The 18886-nt window shown below is 41.2% G+C and carries 20 protein-coding genes; all 20 read left to right on the top strand.

Going from position 1 to position 18886, the window contains the following annotated elements; all coding sequences use genetic code 11:
- Window positions 1-90: 90 nt before the first annotated feature.
- The 20 genes from DW005_RS04815 (at window position 91) to hemC (ending at window position 18886) form a co-directional block, all read left to right on the top strand.
- Entirely contained in the window at window positions 91-1200 is a 1110-nt protein-coding gene (locus DW005_RS04815; RefSeq protein ID WP_117478384.1) for a leucine-rich repeat protein, read from the top strand.
- Between the two features lie 16 nt (window positions 1201-1216).
- Complete coding sequence (locus DW005_RS04810) at window positions 1217-2407, top strand: leucine-rich repeat protein (RefSeq protein WP_117478383.1); 1191 nt, start codon at window positions 1217-1219, stop codon at window positions 2405-2407.
- Window positions 2408-2453: 46 nt separating this feature from the next.
- Window positions 2454-3575 (top strand): leucine-rich repeat protein, encoded by a 1122-nt coding sequence (locus DW005_RS04805; protein ID WP_117478382.1) that lies wholly within the window; start codon window positions 2454-2456, stop codon window positions 3573-3575.
- A gap of 335 nt (window positions 3576-3910) precedes the next feature.
- Entirely contained in the window at window positions 3911-4849 is a 939-nt protein-coding gene (cysK, locus tag DW005_RS04800; RefSeq protein WP_117478381.1) for a cysteine synthase A, read from the top strand.
- Between the two features lie 11 nt (window positions 4850-4860).
- Entirely contained in the window at window positions 4861-5862 is a 1002-nt protein-coding gene (locus DW005_RS04795; protein ID WP_117478380.1) for a sulfate ABC transporter substrate-binding protein, read from the top strand.
- A gap of 16 nt (window positions 5863-5878) precedes the next feature.
- A complete protein-coding gene (gene cysT / locus DW005_RS04790) occupies window positions 5879-6733 on the top strand; it encodes a sulfate ABC transporter permease subunit CysT (RefSeq protein ID WP_117478379.1) in 855 nt (284 codons plus the stop codon).
- A 13-nt stretch (window positions 6734-6746) separates the two neighbouring features.
- A complete protein-coding gene (locus DW005_RS04785; RefSeq protein WP_117478378.1) occupies window positions 6747-7595 on the top strand; it encodes a sulfate ABC transporter permease subunit in 849 nt (282 codons plus the stop codon).
- On the top strand, window positions 7586-8650 hold the full coding sequence (locus tag DW005_RS04780) for an ABC transporter ATP-binding protein (protein WP_117478377.1): 1065 nt from the start codon (window positions 7586-7588) through the stop codon (window positions 8648-8650). Before DW005_RS04785 ends, DW005_RS04780 begins: the two co-directional genes overlap by 10 nt.
- 15 nt (window positions 8651-8665) lie before the next feature.
- The gene (locus DW005_RS04775; RefSeq protein WP_117478376.1) at window positions 8666-10384 is read left to right on the top strand and encodes an adenylyl-sulfate reductase subunit alpha; all 1719 of its coding nucleotides are present in this window, start codon (window positions 8666-8668) and stop codon (window positions 10382-10384) included.
- Window positions 10353-10667 carry a ferredoxin family protein gene (locus DW005_RS04770; RefSeq protein WP_022378154.1) on the top strand — a complete coding sequence of 105 codons (315 nt, stop codon included), beginning with the start codon at window positions 10353-10355 and terminating at the stop codon, window positions 10665-10667. The genes DW005_RS04775 and DW005_RS04770 overlap by 32 nt, the downstream gene beginning before the upstream one ends.
- A gap of 29 nt (window positions 10668-10696) precedes the next feature.
- On the top strand, window positions 10697-11596 hold the full coding sequence (cysD, locus tag DW005_RS04765; RefSeq protein ID WP_117478375.1) for a sulfate adenylyltransferase subunit CysD: 900 nt from the start codon (window positions 10697-10699) through the stop codon (window positions 11594-11596).
- A gap of 1 nt (window position 11597) precedes the next feature.
- Window positions 11598-13238, top strand: a complete 1641-nt coding sequence (locus tag DW005_RS04760; RefSeq protein WP_117478374.1) for a GTP-binding protein — start codon at window positions 11598-11600, stop codon at window positions 13236-13238.
- A gap of 11 nt (window positions 13239-13249) precedes the next feature.
- On the top strand, window positions 13250-14470 hold the full coding sequence (locus DW005_RS04755; RefSeq protein ID WP_117478373.1) for an aminotransferase class I/II-fold pyridoxal phosphate-dependent enzyme: 1221 nt from the start codon (window positions 13250-13252) through the stop codon (window positions 14468-14470).
- Between the two features lie 21 nt (window positions 14471-14491).
- Window positions 14492-15352, top strand: a complete 861-nt coding sequence (locus DW005_RS04750) for a 4Fe-4S binding protein (protein WP_117478372.1) — start codon at window positions 14492-14494, stop codon at window positions 15350-15352.
- A complete protein-coding gene (locus DW005_RS04745; RefSeq protein ID WP_022378148.1) occupies window positions 15345-15590 on the top strand; it encodes a sulfurtransferase TusA family protein in 246 nt (81 codons plus the stop codon). Before DW005_RS04750 ends, DW005_RS04745 begins: the two co-directional genes overlap by 8 nt.
- A gap of 10 nt (window positions 15591-15600) precedes the next feature.
- Window positions 15601-15918 carry a thioredoxin domain-containing protein gene (locus DW005_RS04740; RefSeq protein WP_117478371.1) on the top strand — a complete coding sequence of 106 codons (318 nt, stop codon included), beginning with the start codon at window positions 15601-15603 and terminating at the stop codon, window positions 15916-15918.
- Window positions 15919-15932: 14 nt separating this feature from the next.
- Complete coding sequence (gene thiS / locus DW005_RS04735; protein WP_022378146.1) at window positions 15933-16142, top strand: sulfur carrier protein ThiS; 210 nt, start codon at window positions 15933-15935, stop codon at window positions 16140-16142.
- Window positions 16142-16948, top strand: a complete 807-nt coding sequence (gene thiF, locus DW005_RS04730) for a thiazole biosynthesis adenylyltransferase ThiF (protein ID WP_022378145.1) — start codon at window positions 16142-16144, stop codon at window positions 16946-16948. Before thiS ends, thiF begins: the two co-directional genes overlap by 1 nt.
- A 20-nt stretch (window positions 16949-16968) precedes the next feature.
- Window positions 16969-17382: a M67 family metallopeptidase gene (locus DW005_RS04725; RefSeq protein ID WP_117478370.1), complete on the top strand. Its 414-nt coding sequence runs from the start codon at window positions 16969-16971 to the stop codon at window positions 17380-17382.
- Between the two features lie 55 nt (window positions 17383-17437).
- On the top strand, window positions 17438-18886 hold the full coding sequence (gene hemC / locus DW005_RS04720) for a hydroxymethylbilane synthase (protein ID WP_117478369.1): 1449 nt from the start codon (window positions 17438-17440) through the stop codon (window positions 18884-18886).

Below are 18886 nucleotides of genomic sequence, written 5' to 3'. Positions count from 1 at the left end.
AAAACTTATTCTAAAAACTGCAACTTTTTTGTCTCCCAAATCGTTAGATAAGTAAAGAGTGTAAATTGCACAAAAAAAGGGGGTATTCTTATGAAGAAAGTATTGTGGTTTAGTGCAGTATTATTTGTTATTGCATTAGGTATGGGAGTCTCAGCATCTGCCGAGACAAAGAAAATTGGGAACTTCAAATATGAATATGACAGTGCTCCAAACGGGAACGATATATGGATTACTCAAATTGCGCCGGTTACAGGCAGTGATATATCCACACTAAAGATTCCGTCCAAAATCGATGGAAACAAAGTGATAAAATTGGGAGCAAAAGACGATACAGACGACAATTTTTACAATAATATTTTTGGTATGAGTATTTCGGAGGAAGATAATAATCTCGTACCAAAACAAATTGTTTCAGATGTTGCCAAAATAAAGAAAATAGTTCTCCCGTCAGGATTAAAGGAACTGACGCCAAATTGTTTTCATAGTATTCAAAAGGGAAAGACGATTTCTCTTCCCAAAACTCTGGAAAAAGATATAAGCGCACTTTATAATTTACAATGGAAAAAGGTTACAATCAATAAAGGTAATAAAAAATATAAAATGAAAAGTGGTTGTATTCTTTCAAAGAGGGGAAAAACATTTTACAGTTATTTGGAAACAAAAAGAAGCGTAAAAATTCCAAATGGAGTAAAGACAATAGCAGAAAGGGCATTGTATGCTAATAAGAACCTTAAGTCTGTATACATTCCAAAAACAGTTACGAAAATCAAAGGTGAGGCATTTAGTTATATGAAAAAAATACAGATAAAAATCGCCTCTAAAAACAAATACTATTTTGTTTCCAAAGGATGTGTGGTTAGCCGGCGTACCGGACGTCTTGTTGTGGCGACTGCTAAAAAAGGAGTAATAACAATTCCGGAAAAGGTAACTGTGCTGAAAGAAGGTACTTCCTTTGCAGGAGGAGAGTGTGACAAAATAATATTTCCAAAGACATTAAAGAAGATTTGCTCTTATTGGAATACTTCGCTTGTAAGTGCCAGTGACATAAAACTTGTTTTTAAATCCAAGGTGCCGCCAGTGCGTGAACGTGATGCGTATTTGCCATATGGAGGTGTTGTATATGTTCCAAAAGGGAAAAAACAAGTGTATAAAAAAGCCATGAAAAAATTTGGCTTGGATTTGAAAATTGTAGAAAAGTAGTAGGAAGGAGCTTCATATGAAAAAAATAATATATGCTGCCATGTTTTTTCTCGCGATTACAATGATGTGTGGAAATGCTGAGAAAGCAGAGGCAAAGTCCTATAAGGCAGGAAAATTTAAATACCAGTATAAGAATACAAAAAAAGGTGTGTGGATAACTAAGATTACACCGTTATCATCCAAGGGAATCAGCAAGCTTGATATTCCGGCTAAGATAAAAGGCAAGAAAGTAGTAAAGTTGGGTGACACAAAGGACAACTATCACACGTCGGACGAGGCTAGAGACCTTTTTGGAATTATGATGTGTGATCCTCAAGGAATAGGGGATTTTACTATATCAAATCCTAAATTACACAAAAAAATAGCCAAAATCAAGAAGATTAAATTACCATCCTCGATTATGTCAATAACGCCAAGCTGTTTCTATTATGTGCAGGATGGAAAAGAAATTAATATTCCAAAGAGTGTGAAGAAAGAGGTTGCAAATCAGTTTACGAGGGTGAAGTGGAAGAAAGTAAAAATATCGTCAAAGAACAAAACGTATAAAGTAAAGAGCGGTTGCCTTCTTTCCAAGAATGGCAAGATATTGTATGGCCTTGTATATAAGAAGAAAAGGGTGGTTGTACCGAAAACGGTAACAGAGATTAATACGGCAGATACTAGAGATACCGTAGAAAATTCTATAGGAGATCATGGAATGTCATTTCGGGGTTGTGAGATTTTAGTACTGCCAAAGAGTGTAAAAAAAATTAGTATTTTTAGTTACTCAATGATGAAAGTGGAAGTGGATTCTGCCAGTAAGTATTTTGCGTCAAAGGACGGTTCGGTATACAGTAAAAAAGATGGCACGTTGGTATGGCTATATCAGACAGATGGTATATACAATATTCCAGACGGGGTTAAGGAAATACCATACGACTTTGGTACATATGGAAAGGCAAAAAAAATCATTATCCCGGCGAGCGTAAAAAAGGTGTCAAATATCGTGCAGTATTGTGGCATTAAAGCTCCAATAATTGTGTGCAATGGAAAGGAACCACCGACTTTGTTAAAAGAACAGACGAATTCGGTAGTTGGTCTTGGCGACGAGGTAAACGTTAAGGTATATGTTCCAAAAGGATGCAAAGATGCTTATGAAAAAACATGGGTAATCGATAAAAGTAATGTGAGCTCAGAAAGAATTAAATTCACATTTATTGAGCAATAAGTTTTAGAAAAGCATAAGTAAATAAACCAATTATAAGGAGACTTATATGAAAAAAACAGGAAGAATACTTACATTAATTTTACTATGCATAATAGGGATTAGCGTGGGAAATAACAGACACATATTTGCAAAGTCAAAGAAAATTGGCAGTTTTCAATTTATATACAAGATTGATGCAAACAGTAAGGTTCGGATACAAAAGGTGAAAATATGTAATGCAAAAAGAATTACAAAACTGGTAATTCCATCCAAATTGGATGGTAAACCGGTTTATAAATTATGCAGTGAGCAAGAAGAACCTGTTGGGGCAGATAATTTGTTTGGGATATACGTTGATGATGAGAATAGTAACTTTGTGCCGCAAAAGATTATTAAACAGACTGCGAAAATAAAAAAGATTGTTTTGCCAGATACAATTGTTGATATTTCTGAATATTGTTTTATGGGGTTACAAGATGGCAAGAGCATAAATATTCCCAAAGGCCTTAGGAAAAATGTGGAATATATATGTAAAGATGTAAAATGGAGAAAATTTAATGTATCAGGAAAAAACAAAAAGTATAAAGTACAAAATGGGGTGCTTTTATCAAAGAATGGCAAAACGATGTACACTACCGTTCGGCCATTAAAGAAATTGAGTATTCCTAAAAGTGTAACAAAGATAGAAAATTTATATGGCAGTTGCTGTTACAGTAAAGATACTGTTGAAATTTATATTCCGAAAACATTGACACAGGATGATATAGGGTGTTTGTTTGCGTCCGATCATTATGTGAAGTTTAATATTTCGCCGAAAAATAAGAAATACGGGGTTGCTAATGGCTGTATCTACAATAAGAAAAACAAACATCTTGTTGTTGGTGTAACGAAAAATGATACGTTTGTTGTACCAAAAGAAATTAAATATTTGAATAGGGTGCATTTTGCTGCTAAAAGAGTGAAGAAGATGGTGATACCTGCATCTGTTAAAGAAGTAGCAAATGTAAACGCAACAGGAGAGTATCATGTAAAGGAGTATTGTTTTTTGTCTAAAAAGCCACCTGTTTTAAGTAGATTTGAGATGAGTTCGCAAACTTTTTGCGTTCCTAAAGGAACAAAACAAACGTATAAAAAAGCCATGGAAAAATTTAAAAAATATGATTTAGATTTGAAAATTGTAGAAAAGTAAAATCGGAAAGGAAAACAAAATGATAGAATTAGAAAAAACATATATATCTTCATCCATGGAGTCGCAGATTGTTGAAATGATAGGGAGAGATGAGAAGAGTAATGACTATCGATTCTATCATTTGTTTTGCTCATAATCGGGCGCTGCAGCCCATAAAAAGGAACCGGTCATGAATTGTGTGCGTGCACACATTTGTGACCGGTTCCTTTTTATGGCTGAACTTTTTCAAAAAAACTTTACAAATCCTATTGACTTAGTAGGAAATAGGTGATATGATAGGCACAGTTAAATTATATAAACCCTACATGAATAGTAGGAAAAGGATGGTGAAAGCGATGGCAAAGATTGCAAAACAGTTGACAGAATTAATCGGAAATACTCCATTGCTGGAGTTGACAAATTATGAAAAGGAAAATGAGTTAGAGGCAAATCTGATTGTAAAATTGGAGTATTTTAACCCATTGGGAAGTGTAAAAGACCGTGTGGCTCATGCGATGATTGAGCAGGGAATTGCGGATGGAAAAATTAATTCAGATACCGTGATTATCGAGCCAACAAGCGGTAATACAGGAATTGGACTTGCGTTTGTGACAGCGGCAAAGGGATTACACCTGATTCTTACGATGCCGGACACCATGAGTGTAGAGAGACGCAAGATTGTATCGGCGTTAGGTGCTGAAATTGTTCTTACACCGGGACGCGATGGTATGAAAGGTGCGATTAAAAAGGCGGAAGAGTTGAAAGAGGAATATGGAAATGCATTTATTCCACAGCAGTTTGAAAATGAAGCAAATCCGGCAATTCATAAAAAGACAACCGCACAGGAAATTTTGAAAGATACCGATGGTAAAGTTGATATTTTTGTATCAGCAGTTGGAACTGGCGGAACGGTTACCGGAACCGGACAGGGATTAAAAGAAGCAAATCCGGATGTAAAAGTCGTGGCTGTTGAGCCTGCAGGCTCACCGGTATTGTCCGGAGGAAAGCCGGGACCACATAAAATTCAGGGAATTGGGGCCGGATTTGTGCCGGATGTTTTGGATAAAGATGTTTTGGATGAAATTATTCCGGTTGAAAATGATGATGCTTTTGAAACATCAAGAAAAGTAGCAAAGAGTGATGGATTGTTAGTTGGAATTTCTTCCGGTGCAGCACTTTATGCAGCTACACAGTTAGCAAAACGCAAAGAAAATGCAGGAAAAAATATTGTTGTTTTACTGCCGGATACCGGTGAGAGATATTTGTCCACTTCTTTGTTTGTAGTAGAAGAGTAAAGGAGCAGGCGATGAGAAAAAGAAAGAATAGTGTCCTTCTTTTTCTGGTACTTGTGCTTATCCTTAGCGGCTGTGGAACGAAGTCAGATGTTATCACGATAACGAATGTTTCGTATGACCCGACAAGAGAATTTTATGAATCTTATAATACGATGTTTGAAGAATATTATAAGAAGACTTATAACAAGGAAGTTCAGGTGATACAGTCGCACGGCGGCTCCGGCAGTCAGGCGAGGTCGGTTGTGGAAGGGTGTAACGCGGATGTTGTTACACTTGCATTAGAGCATGACATATCCCTAATTGAGAAGACGGGGCTTGTTGATGCCGGATGGATTAAAGAATTTCCAAAATTCTCTGCCCCTTATACATCGACCATTGTGCTGTTAGTGCGAAAAGGAAATCCAAAGCAGATTCACGACTGGGATGACTTAACGCGAAAAGGTGTGGAGGTCATTACACCGGATCCGAAAAGCAGCGGAGGTGCCTGCTGGAACTTCTTAGCAGCTCTTGGTTATGCAAAGACCAAATGGAGCGATGAGAACAAGCAGAAAGAATTTATGAGGCAGTTGTATCACAATGTATCGGTTATGGACTCCGGTGCCAGGGGTGCGACAACGACGTTTGTGGAAAATGGTAAAGGCGATGTGCTGATTGCATGGGAAAATGAAGCAATTGTAACTATGAAATCCTATGCCGGCAAGTATGAAATCGTAAATCCGTCTGTCAGTATTTTAGCACAGCCAAGTGTTGCAATTGTGGATGATAATGCAAAAGCAAATGGCTCAGAAGAAGTGAGTAAACGGTATTTGGATTTTCTTTATACGAAACAGGCACAGCGGTTAATTGGAAAAAGCGGATACCGCCCAACCGACAAGGAAATTTTGCAGGAATTTGGAAATGAGTTTGATTTGTCTATAAAATTATGGACGATTGACGATTTTGGCGGCTGGGAGAAAGCATATCAGAAATGTTTTGATGATGATGCCATGTTTGATGAGATTTATAACTATTAGAAGAGGAGTTTTTCGGATGAGGAATACGGTCAGACAAAAGAGAGTGAAAAAAGCAAGGGTGATTCCCGGATTTCGCTGCACATTTGGAATTGTTGTGTTAATGCTTTCCCTGATTGTGCTGATTCCGCTGGCTTCAGTGCTTGTGTATTCCTTGAAAATTTCACCGGGAGAATTTTTCTCTCTTCTTTGGAAATCAAATGTAAGAAATGCTTTTTTGACAAGTATTGGCTGTTCGCTCGTGGCGGCAGGAATCAATACGGTGTTTGGCGTTATCGTGGCATGGACTTTAGTAAAATATGATTTTCCGGGCAAGCGGATTGTGGACGGGCTGATTGAACTTCCCTTTGCACTGCCGACAGCCGTAGCCGGAATTACACTTTCCAAATTATATTCGGAAACCGGATTTTTTGGAAAAATGTTAGCGGGTATTGGAATTAAGGTGACTTATACGAAAACCGGATTGGTTATCGCACTTGTGTTTGTCGGACTTCCTTTTGTAATCCGGGCGGTTCAGCCGGTCCTTGAAAAACTGGATGGACAGTATGAAGAAGCGGCTTATATGTTAGGTGCAAGCCCATCGAAAACATTTCGACGTGTGATTTTACCGGAATTAACACCTGCGATTTTAACCGGATTTGGTCTGGCACTTGCCAGAGGAATTGGTGAATACGGCAGTGTCATTTACATATCGGGCAACAGTGCAAAAGAAAAGACACAGGTTGTTTCCTATGTAATTATGCAGAAATTAAGTTACATTGATTATGAGAGTGCGACGGCAATTGCCCTTGTGATGTTAGTGCTGTCCTTCGTGTTATTATTGTTTGTCAATATCGTACAGGCACGGCAGGCGGCAAGAACAAATCTGTTATGAGGAGGAAAAAAGGATGGAACGACGAAAGAAAATAACAAAAATTATTTTAATCACGATTACCCTTTTATTTCTTCTGCTCATGCTTGCAGCACCACTTCTTTCGGTTCTTGTTAATTCGCTGAAAGAGGGAATCGGATTTTATGTGCAGGCGATTTCAACACCGTATGTGGTAAGTGCTTTGCTTGTTACTTTGTTAGCAACGGTGATTGCGGTTGTCGTAAATACCTTTTTTGGAATTTGTGCGGCGTGGCTATTGACGAAGTTTTCGTTCCGGGGCAAACAGATTTTAGCGACGTTGATTGATATACCATTTTCCATTTCTCCGGTTATTGTAGGTCTTTCCTATTTGATGACATTTGGAAGACTGGGATGGTTTTATCCGGCGATTCGGGCATTTAACCAGTTCTTTGGTACGAATATACGAATTACATTTGCAATACCGGGTGTTGTGCTCGCAACCATTTTTGTTACCTTCCCGTTTGTATCAAGAGAGATTCTTCCGGTGCTGAATGCACAGGGCAAAGATGAGGAAGAAGCGGCGGCTCTGATGGGTGCCAAAGGTTTTACAATTTTTCGTAAAATTACACTTCCACAGATGAAATGGGGACTGATTTATGGTATTATTTTATGTGCGGCGAGAGCACTTGGTGAGTTTGGTGCGGTAAACGCTTTGTCGAAAACGAGGGGTGAAACTTTTACCCTTCCGCTTGAAATCGATGCGTTATATATGTCGGGAACCGACACATCCGTGACAGCATCGTTTGCGGTATCGTCACTGCTAGTGATTATCGCAATCGTCATATTGTTTGTGAGAAATGTATTAGAACACCGAGATGACAAGGAGAAAAAAGTATGTATGTAGAAATGAAAAACATTGTAAAAAAATATGGTGATTTTCTTGCTTCTGACCATGTAAGTCTTGGTGTGGAAAAAGGAAAGTTAGTTGCCCTGTTAGGACCGTCCGGCAGCGGAAAGACAACTTTACTGCGGATGATTGCAGGACTTGAGAATCCGAATGAAGGAGATATTTACATTGATGGCAAGCGGGTGAATGATGTACCGGCTGCCAAGCGAGGGATTGGTTTTGTTTTTCAGAATTATGCGCTGTTCCGTTATATGACGGTATACGATAATGTGGCATTTGGACTGGTGCTTCAGAAGATGCCGAAAAAGCAGATTAAGGAACGGGTTACGGAATTGTTAGCGATGACCGGTTTGTCAGGGATGGAAAAACGGTATCCGAATCAGTTGTCCGGCGGACAGAGACAAAGAGTTGCTTTTGCGAGAGCGCTAGCACCAAATCCAAGAGTTCTCTTACTCGATGAGCCGTTTGCTGCGATTGATGCGAAAGTGCGTACCGAACTTCGCTCGTGGTTGAAAGAGATGGTTGTAAAACTTGGTATTACAAGTATTTTTGTCACCCATGACCAGGAGGAAGCGGTCGAGGTTGCAGACGAAATTATTATTACCAATCACGGAACGATTGAGCAGATGGGAACGCCGGTTGAAATTTATAAAAGTCCGGCAACACCGTTTGTAGCAAGATTTATCGGCAGGTCTTCGGTTGTTGAGGATTACGATAAATTAAAAGGTTTCGAGCGGATTGAACATGCCAATCAGGCGGTCATTCGTCCGGAATTTGTGAAAATCTCAAAGAGTGGAAAACTGGACCAATATATCAGTGCCGCTGAAACCGGTGTGGTAACGGATGTCGTGTTCCGAGGAAACCGAATGGATGTTACCGTGGACATCAATGGTATTTTGGTTGTTGGAGAACGTTCTTTGGAAAAAGATTTTGTTTTGGTTGGCGAGACGGTTCATGTATTGATTTACCGATTATATATCTTTGATTCGAAGCAGACTTATTTGATGGAAAATAAAGAGATGCAGGAAAGAGAAGATGTATTTTACATTTAACGGGGAGGATACACCATGCAGATTGAGAACAAAAAGATGTTGCATACGGACATTCTTATCATTGGCGGCGGAACGGCAGGATGCTATGCGGCACTTACGATTCGTGAACAGTCCGATTATTCGATTGTCATTGCGGAAAAAGCAAATATCAAACGAAGCGGCTGTCTGGCGGCCGGCGTTAATGCCATTAATGCTTACATTGTGGATGGAAGAAAGCCGGAGGATTATGTGGAGTATGCAAAAAAAGATGCGGACGGCATTGTGAGAGAAGATTTGCTCATGACGATGTCCGAAGGATTAAATCGTGTGACACATAAAATGGAAAACTTAGGACTTGTTATTTTAAAAGATGAAAATGGAAACTATGTTGCCAGAGGAAACCGTAACATAAAAATAAATGGAGAAAATATGAAGCCGCTTTTGGCAAAGGCGGTAGAAAAGTTAGAGGATGTCACAATTTTAAACCGGATTAACATTACCGATTACATTGTGGAGGAGAATGAAATCAAAGGAGCTTTCGGGTTTTCGATTGAAGAAGGTACCGCCTATGAGATAAGGGCAAAGAAGGTGCTCTGTGCGACCGGCGGTGCGGCAGGTTTGTACCGGCCGAATAATCCGGGATTTTCCCGTCACAAAATGTGGTATCCGCCGTTTAATACCGGAGCCGGTTATGCGATGGGAATTCGTGCCGGAGCAGAAATGACAACATTTGAAATGCGTTTTATCGCACTTCGCTGTAAAGATACAATTGCACCGACCGGAACGATTGCTCAGGGCGTTGGTGCGAAGCAGGTGAACGCCAAAGGAGAAGTATACGAAGATAAATACGGTCTGACTACATCGGAGCGTGTCTACGGCACGGTGATGGAAAACTTAGAGGGGCGCGGACCGTGTTATCTGAGAACAGAGGGCATTACCGCAGAGCGGGATGAGTCGCTGAAAAAAGCGTACTTAAACATGGCACCAAGCCAGACACTCAAATGGCTTGAATCGGGTAAAAATCCGAGTGAGCAGAATGTCGAAATCGAGGGCACTGAGCCTTATATCGTCGGTGGCCATACAGCGAGCGGCTACTGGGTTGATACCGACAGAGAGACTACGATTCATGGTTTGTTTGCCGCAGGAGATGTGGCAGGCGGATGTCCGCAGAAATATGTGACCGGTGCGATGGTTGAAGGTGAAATCGCAGCCAAGAAAATAGTTTCTCAATTGAATGAGGAAAGAGATAAAGAGAAGGCATCTGATGAGAGTACAGAGAAAAAAGCTCTTGATGCAAAGATTACGGAGTACAACCGCTATTTATCAAATGAAGGCGGTATGTATGAGACGGAAGCGTTGGAAGAGGCAATGCAGAAGGTAATGGATGAGTATGCCGGAGGTATTTCTACTCATTATCAATTCAATGAAAAACAGCTTGCGCTTGCGAAAGAAAAGATTGAAAAGATAGAAAAACTTGCTGAAAATGTAAACGCCGGTGATATGCATGAGTTGATGTTTGTGTATGAATTGAAAGAACGTCTTACCGTGTGCAAATCGGTAATTGCTCATCTTTTTGCAAGAAAAGAGACAAGATGGCACAGTTTTGATGAAAATTTAGATTATCCTAAAAAGAGCGGTGACTGGTTAAAGTATGTTAATTCCAAAATGGAAGATGGCAAAATCACCGTATTTACCCGTAAATTAGTTGGAAGGGAGGAGCATTATGAGCATCACGATGAATCAGGCGCTCTGTAAAGGCTGTAAAGCCTGCGAGCAGGTATGTCCGGGAAGTCTTATTAAAATGAATGAGGCAGGGAAAGCCTATATCAAGTACCCGAAGGACTGCTGGGGATGTTCCTCTTGTGTGAAAGAATGTCACTTCGGTGCGATTTCCCTCTACTTAGGAGCCGATATCGGCGGTATGGGAAGCAAAATGACAGTCGACAAAAAAGGAGACAAGCTGTACTGGCAGATACACAGACAGGATGGCGAAACCGAGCAGATTGTTCTAAATACGAAAGAGTCCAACAAATATTAACGAGGAGAGAAGAAAGGAAGGAAAACGATATGAGTGAATTATCACATCTGGATGAACTGGAGGCAGAGGCAATTTATATCATTCGCGAAGTTGCGGCGGAATGTGAAAAACCGGTTATGCTGTATTCGATTGGAAAAGACAGTTCGGTTATGTTACATCTGGCAATGAAAGCTTTTTATCCGGAGAAACCTCCATTTCCGTTTTTGCACGTAAACACGACATGGAAATTTAAAGAGATGATTGAGTTCCGTGACAGAAGAGCGAAAGAACTTGGCATCGAAATGCTGGAATATATCAATGAGGAAGGAGTAAAGCAGGGTATTAATCCATTTGATCATGGTTCTGCTTACACCGATATCATGAAGACACAGGCATTGAAACAGGCACTTGATAAATATGGTTTTACCGCAGCGTTTGGCGGCGGACGAAGAGATGAAGAAAAGTCCCGTGCGAAAGAGAGAATCTTTTCTTTTAGAAATGAGCATCATGCCTGGGATCCGAAAAACCAGCGTCCGGAGATGTGGAAATTATATAATTCACAGATTCAGAAACATCAGGAAGTGAGAGTATTCCCACTTTCTAACTGGACAGAGACGGATATCTGGCAGTACATAAGACGGGAAAAGATTGAGATTCCTTCTTTGTATTTTGCAAAAGTCCGCCCGGTTGTTTACCGCGATGGCAACATTATTATGGTGGATGATGACCGCATGAAATTACGTCCGGGTGAAAAAATTGAGCATAAGAGTGTACGTTTCCGTACATTGGGATGCTATCCTCTGACCGGAGGATGCGAGTCAACGGCGACTACATTGGATGAAATTATTGATGAGACACTTAGTGCCGTATCGTCAGAGAGAACAACACGAGTAATAGATAATGAGGCAGCAGGAAGTATGGAAAGAAGAAAGAGAGAGGGGTATTTCTAAGATGAGCGGATTATTAAAATTTATTACATGCGGAAGCGTGGACGACGGAAAATCAACCTTGATCGGTCATATCCTGTATGATTCAAAACTTCTTTATGCCGATCAGGAAAAAGCGTTGGAACTTGACAGTAAAGTCGGAAGCCGCGGCGGTGCGATTGATTATTCGCTCTTGCTTGACGGATTGATGGCAGAGAGAGAGCAGGGAATTACGATTGACGTGGCATACCGCTATTTTACGACAGATAAGAGAAGTTTTATTGTAGCAGATACGCCGGGTCATGAAGAGTATACAAGAAACATGGCAGTAGGTGCTTCCTTTGCGGATTTGGCAGTTATTTTGATTGATGCCACACAGGGTGTTTTGATTCAGACAAGACGTCATGCGAGAATTTGTGCGTTGATGGGAATCAATTCGTTTGTATTTGCTGTTAATAAAATGGATTTGGTTGATTACAGTAAAGAGCGTTTTGATGAAATCGAAAAACAGATTCAAGAACTTGCCGGTGAACTGAATCTTCAGACAATTCAGATTATTCCGGTTTCCGCAACGGAAGGAGATAATGTAACAAAGAAATCCGATGCGATTGACTGGTATGAAGGACCGACTCTTCTTTCTTATTTGGAAGATGTGGATGTGGCAGAGGATTCTCATGAAAAAGGATTTTATATGCCGGTACAGCGTGTGTGCCGTCCAGACCATACCTTCCGTGGTTTTCAGGGACAGGTAGAAAATGGAAATATCCATGTGGGAGACGAGCTGACAACGCTGCCAAGCAATGAAAAGGCAAAAGTAAAAAGTATTTATGTTGGTGATAAGGATAGTAAAGAGGCGAAAAAAGGCCAGCCGGTTACCATTCAGTTAGACAGGGAAGTGGATGTTTCCCGCGGCTGTGTACTTACGGTAGATTCTGGTGTGAAAACGGCATCGACTCTGACTGCCACGATTTTGTGGATGGACGATGACGAATTGTTCCGTGGCAAAAACTTCTTCTTTAAACTCGGAACGAAAACAATTCCTTGTTCTGTGACAGAAATTTCTTATGCGGTAGATGTTAATACCGGTGAGAAAAAGGATGTAAAAAATCTTGCTAAAAATGAGATTGCAAGCTGCAAAATTTCACTGGCAGACCGCATTGTCATCGATGAATTTAAGAATCATAAAACGATGGGTGAATTCATTTTGATTGACCGTGTGACGAATATGACTTCTGCCTGCGGTGTCGTGGAAGAAGTGCATGAGAAAGAGCACAGTGTCTACGAAGGTCGTGTGGACCGAACTGTTCGTGCAGCAACCAATGGACAGAAGGCAATTACGGTTGAGTTTGTAAAAGATGACAAGAAGATAAACCGTGCGTTTGTGGAAGACGTCGAGAAAATTCTGAATCTGGATGGCAGACATACATATTTGTATGCCCCTGGAAAAAATGATGATATTGACTGTGTGATTAAACATTTACATCGTGCCGGTATTGTTGTATTATTGTTAGTTGATAAAAAGCAGGCAGATACCATTCAGAATAAGAGTGAATCGTACTTAAGTAACTGGCTTGACGAGGGCGCAGATGCGAAGTGGGCAGCGGATTATATCCGTGAGCAGTCCGTCTTTTTGGGTAATGAAGCAAAACGCGGTGATTACATTTAGAGGAGGACGCCATGAGATTTAATACAGCACTACTGCATCAGGTAGAAAAAGGGGATAAGGAGACCGGTGCTACACTGACTCCGATTTATCATTCCAGTGCTTTTTACCAGTCTTCGGCAGAACAGCATGAAAAGTTGTTTCATAATAAAGCAAACGGATTTTCCTATACGAGAATTAATAATCCGACGATTTTAGCTTTTGAAAATGAAATGACAGCATTGGAAGGTGGAATTGCATCGGTTGCCTGTGCATCCGGTATGGCAGCGATTACGAATGCGCTGTTAAATGTTGTCCGTGCGGGCGAGGAAATTTTAGCGAGTACGAGTTTGTACGGCGGATCCATCGATGTGTTTCATGATTTTGAGGCATTTGGCATTAAAACAGTATTTGTGGATATTCACGATGAGCAGGCGGTGGAAGCCGCCATCAATGAAAAGACCCGCGTGATTTTCGCAGAGACGATTGGTAATCCAAAACTTGACGTTGTGGATATTGAGAAGTTAGCAGAGACAGCACACAAACATAATCTGCCACTTGTGATGGATAACACGGTAGCAACGGCATATCTGGTACGCCCGATTGAAAAAGGAGCGGACATTGTAGTCAATTCGACCTCGAAATACATCAATGCCAACAGTGATGCTATCAGTGGTGTGATTACCGACAGCGGTGCTTTTCGCTGGGACAAGGAGAAATATCCGGGCATGGCAGAGTATGCGAAGTTTGGCAAATTTGCTTTCACGGCGAAACTGCGAAACGGTCTGTTCCGTAATACGGGAGCCTGTTTGTCTCCACAGACAGCGTTTTATAATCTCTTAGGTATGGAAACTCTGGGTCTGCGCATGGAGCGGGCCTGCGATAATGCGAAAAAACTGGCTGAATTTTTAAATACGTATCCGGATGTAACAGTGAATTATCCGGGACTTAGTGACAGTTTATGGCATGCACAGGCAGAGAAAGTTCTGCAAAATGGATATGGAGCAATTCTTACAATTCGAGTTGGCTCCAAAGAGCGTGCGTTTGATTTGATTAACACATTGACAATACCGAAAATAGTGTCGAATATTGGCGATACGAAAACGTTAATCATTCATCCGGAATCAACGCTGAATGCACACAGTACACAAAAAGAAAAAGAAGAAGCGGGTGTTTTTGATGATTTGATTCGCATTAGTGTTGGAATTGAAGATGTGGAAGATTTAATCGAAGATTTTAAGCACGCACTCAAGTAGAAAGAGCAGGAGGATAAGAAAATGGCAGTAGACTACAGTACACTGAAAAAGGGCGGATTTATGCGCCAGAAACAAAAAAATTGTTTTTCTCTTCGATTGGCAGTCGTAGGAGGAAACTTAACCGCAGAGAATTTGAAGACAATTGCGGAAGTAGCAGACAAATATGGAGATGGACATGTTCACCTGACTTCCCGTCAGAGCGTGGAAATTCCATTTATCAAATTAGATGATATTGATGCCGTAAAAGAAGATTTGGCAAAAGGTGGCTGTAAGCCGGGTGTGTGCGGACCACGTGTTCGTACGATTACTTCCTGTCAGGGAAATCAGATTTGTCCAAGCGGCAACATTGACACATATGATATTGCAAAAAAACTGGATGAGAGATATTTCGCCAGAGAACTTCCACATAAGTTCAAATTTGGTGTAACCGGATGTCAGAACAACTGCTTAAAAGCAGAGGAAAATGATGTTGGTATCAAGGGCGCAACGAAAGTGCAGTGGAAAGAAGATGCCTGCATTTCCTGCGGTGTCTGTGTTAAGGCATGCCGTACCGGTGCGATTACTCTTGAGGATAATAAAATTAAAGTGGATGAGAGTAAATGTAATTACTGTGGACGCTGTGTGAAAGCCTGTCCGACGGATGCATGGGATGCAAAAAGCGGTTATCTCGTATCGTTTGGCGGATTGTTTGGTAACCGAATTTACAAGGGCGAGGAAATTTTGCCGGTGATTGAATCTGAGGAAGATTTGTTCCGTGTAACGGACGCAGCAATTCAGTTTTTTGATGATAACGCAAATCCAAGCGAACGTTTCCGATTCACAATCGAGAGAGTTGGCGAAGATAAATTTATAGAAAAGATGAAGGAGGCATATCATGGCTGAGTTTGAAGTAGATGAAAGAGTAGATATTACGGATGTTGTCTGCCCGATGACATTTGTAAAGGCAAAAGTGGCAATGGAAGAGTTGGAAATCGGACAGGTGTTAGCGGTTACGATGAATGATGGAGAACCGGTTCAGAATGTGCCAAGAAGTTTTAAGGAAGAAGGACAGCAGGTTCTGAAATTGATTGACAATGAAAATGGCACCTATGATTTGATTGTTAAAAAGGTAGAAGAATAGGAGGCAGGACATGGCAAAGCGAGTGAATGCAGAAGAGTTTGAAGCCGAAGTTCTTAAGGCGTCTCTTCCGGTTATCGTTGAATTTTATTCGGATAGCTGTATTCCATGTAAACAATTATCGCCGGTTTTAGGCGGAATTGAAGATGACTATGAGGATAAACTTATCGTCGTCAAAGTAAATGTGAATTTTGATGCCGAACTGGCACAAAAATATGAAGTAGCAGCTTCCCCAACCCTTTTGTTTTTCAAAGAGGGAAAAGAAGTAAACCGAATCCGAGGTCTTGTAAAGCGGAAAGAGTTAGAAGAAGCTGTAGAGGAAGTTTTATAAAGGAGGATATGAAAATGGTAGTAACCGTAGCTGGAGAAAAGAAAACATACGATGAGGGTTTGACAATCGCAAAACTCATTGAGGTTGAGAAAGTGGAAAACCCGGATTATGTAACCGTAACAGTGAACGATGAATTTGTGGAAAGCACAGATTTTGCTACAACGGCACTCAAAGAAAATGATGTCGTAGAATTTCTTTATTTCATGGGAGGAGGCGCAAATTAATGGCGTTTACAAATGAGCAGATGGAGCGCTATTCCCGGCATATTATTTTGCAGGAAGTAGGCGTGAAAGGACAGAAAAAGCTGTTAAACGGCAAAGTCCTTATTATCGGAGCCGGTGGACTTGGTGCTCCGGCAGCAATGTATCTGGCAGCAGCCGGTGTTGGAACCATTGGTATTGTCGATGCGGATGAGGTAGATTTGTCGAACTTGCAGCGTCAGATTATTCATGGCACGGCAGATGTAGGCAAAGCAAAAGTAAAATCGGCAAAAGAGACGATGAATGCGATGAACAGTGATGTGGTAGTAAATACATACCGCGAGTTTGTAACATCGGAAAATATTATGGATTTGATTGCGGATTATGATTTTATCATTGATGGTACAGATAACTTCCCGGCGAAATTTTTGATTAACGATGCCTGCGTAATGGCAAAGAAACCATTTTCCCATGCAGGAATCATCCGCTTTAAGGGTCAGCTTATGACCTATGTTCCGGGAGAAGGACCATGCTACCGCTGTGTCTTCAAGGATCCGCCTCCGAAGGATGCTGTTCCAACCTGTAAACAGGCCGGTGTTATCGGTGCTATGGGCGGTGTTATCGGAAGTTTGCAGGCGATGGAAGCAATTAAGTATCTGATTGGTGTTGGTGATTTGCTGACCGGAAAACTTTTGACTTATGATGCCCTTAAGATGGAATTTCACACGATTAAACTGCCAAAGGCAAATGGCACCTGCGCAGTCTGCGGTGATCATCCGACAATTACGGAGTTAATTGATTACGAGCAGGTAGAGTGTGACGGAAAGTAGGCGGAAAGGAAGAAAAGGATATGTTATTTTTGACAAAAAGTGATTATGAGAAAATGTTAGCTCACTGCAAAGAAGGTCTTCCGAATGAAGCCTGTGGTTTGATTGGCGGTGTTGTGGAAGGGGAAAAACAGTATGTGAAAAAGGTTTATCTTCTGACAAACATGGATGAGAGCAACGAGCATTTTTCCATGGATCCGAAAGAGCAGCTTGCGGCAGTCAAAGATATGCGTAAAAATGGCTATGTGCCGCTTGGCAATTTCCATTCTCATCCGGAGTCTCCATCGAGACCATCGGAGGAGGACAAACGGCTTGCCTATGATTCCAAGGCAAATTATCTGATTTTATCGTTGATGGAAGCAGACAATCCGGTATTGAATGCGTTCCGTGTCGATGAGGAAAAACAGGTGACAAAAGAGGAATTAGTAATTTCGTAATAAAAAGGAAAGAAGGTAGCGTCTGCCTTCTTTCTTCTATATCGAGGAGGTCGAAATGGCATTTTTCCCATTTATGATTCAGATGCAGGATAAGTTATGTGTTATCGGCGGCGGTGGCAAAGTGGCATACCGAAAAGTTTCTATGATGCTGTCGTTTGGGGCACGTGTTACGGTGATTGCACCAAAAATTTGCGATGAATTGCAGAAAATTGAATCGAAACAAGATGCCCTTTTATTGGTTCAAAGACCATTTGAGGATGGTGATATCGAAGGAGCCGATGTGGTGATTATGGCGACGAATGACAGTGAAGTCAATTCCCATATCGCTGCCATTTGTAAGGACAAACGGATTCTTGTCAATGTAGTGGATGTCAAAAAAGACTGCGGTTTTTATTTTCCGGCAATTATAAAGCAGGAGGACGTCGTAGTTTCGGTTTCGACCGGTGGCAGTGCTCCGGCGTTAGCTTCTCAGATAAAAAAGAGTATTAAGAGCCATCTGCCGGATAACTGCGGAGATATGGCAAAGACGCTTCTTGAAAAAAGAAATGAGGTTTTGAAAACAGAGCCGGAGGAAGAAAAACGGAAAGAGATTATGTTGGACATGGTAAAAAAAGAGTGGAAAAAATCAGTCATTCGGATTGGTACAAGAAAAAGTGAACTGGCAAAAATTCAGACCGGACTGGTTGTTTCAAAATTGCAGGAGGCATTTCCGGAGTACGAATATGAGATTGTGTATATGACGACCAGGGGCGACAAGGAAAAGGAGTCGCCGATTCCTTCCTTTGGTGGAAAAGCTGTGTTTGTTGAAGAATTTGAACAGGCGCTTTTAGACGATACGATTGATTTGGCGGTGCACAGTGCAAAAGATATGCCAAACCCGTGTAAAGACGGACTTATGGTTGCCGGTGTTTTGGAGCGTGCCTGTGTGCAGGATGTACTCATTTACAAAAAGGAAACTTCCTTTACAAAGGATTCTGTTTTTACCATTGGAACAGGGAGTCTGCGCAGACAGTGCCAGATTAAAAAGATGTATCCGAATGCCGTCTGCAAAAGTCTTCGAGGAAATATCGGCACAAGGCTCAATAAACTGCGGGCAGGCGAGTACGATGCGATTGTGTTGGCGGCTGCCGGAATTAGGCGGCAGGGTATTGATAACGATTCGGATTTTGTTTACGAGTATCTTTCTGTAAAGGAGATGCTTCCGGCGGCAGGTCAGGCAGTGATTGCGATGGAGACAAAAAAAGGAACGCTTGCTAATGAACTTGCCGAAAAAATTTCGGATGTTCATACAGCAGAGTGTCTGCGGACAGAGCGCGCGGTCCTCACGAAATTAAATGCCGGATGCCATGAGCCAATTGGTGTTTTGTGTACCCTCGATGGACATAGGATGAATCTTTCTCTGATGGAAGAAAAAGAGGGAGAAGTAATCCGGCGGTCGGTGCAGGGGGACAGAGGAGATTGGCAAAATCTTGTAGAAAAATTGTGTCAGGAGAGGAAATCATAG

It is taken from the genome of Clostridium sp. AF36-4 (genome assembly GCF_003435975.1).
Lineage (GTDB): Bacteria > Bacillota > Clostridia > Lachnospirales > Lachnospiraceae > Eubacterium_F.
Note: the sequence above shows the minus strand (reverse complement) of the source record. Positions and strands in the feature narration are given on the sequence as shown.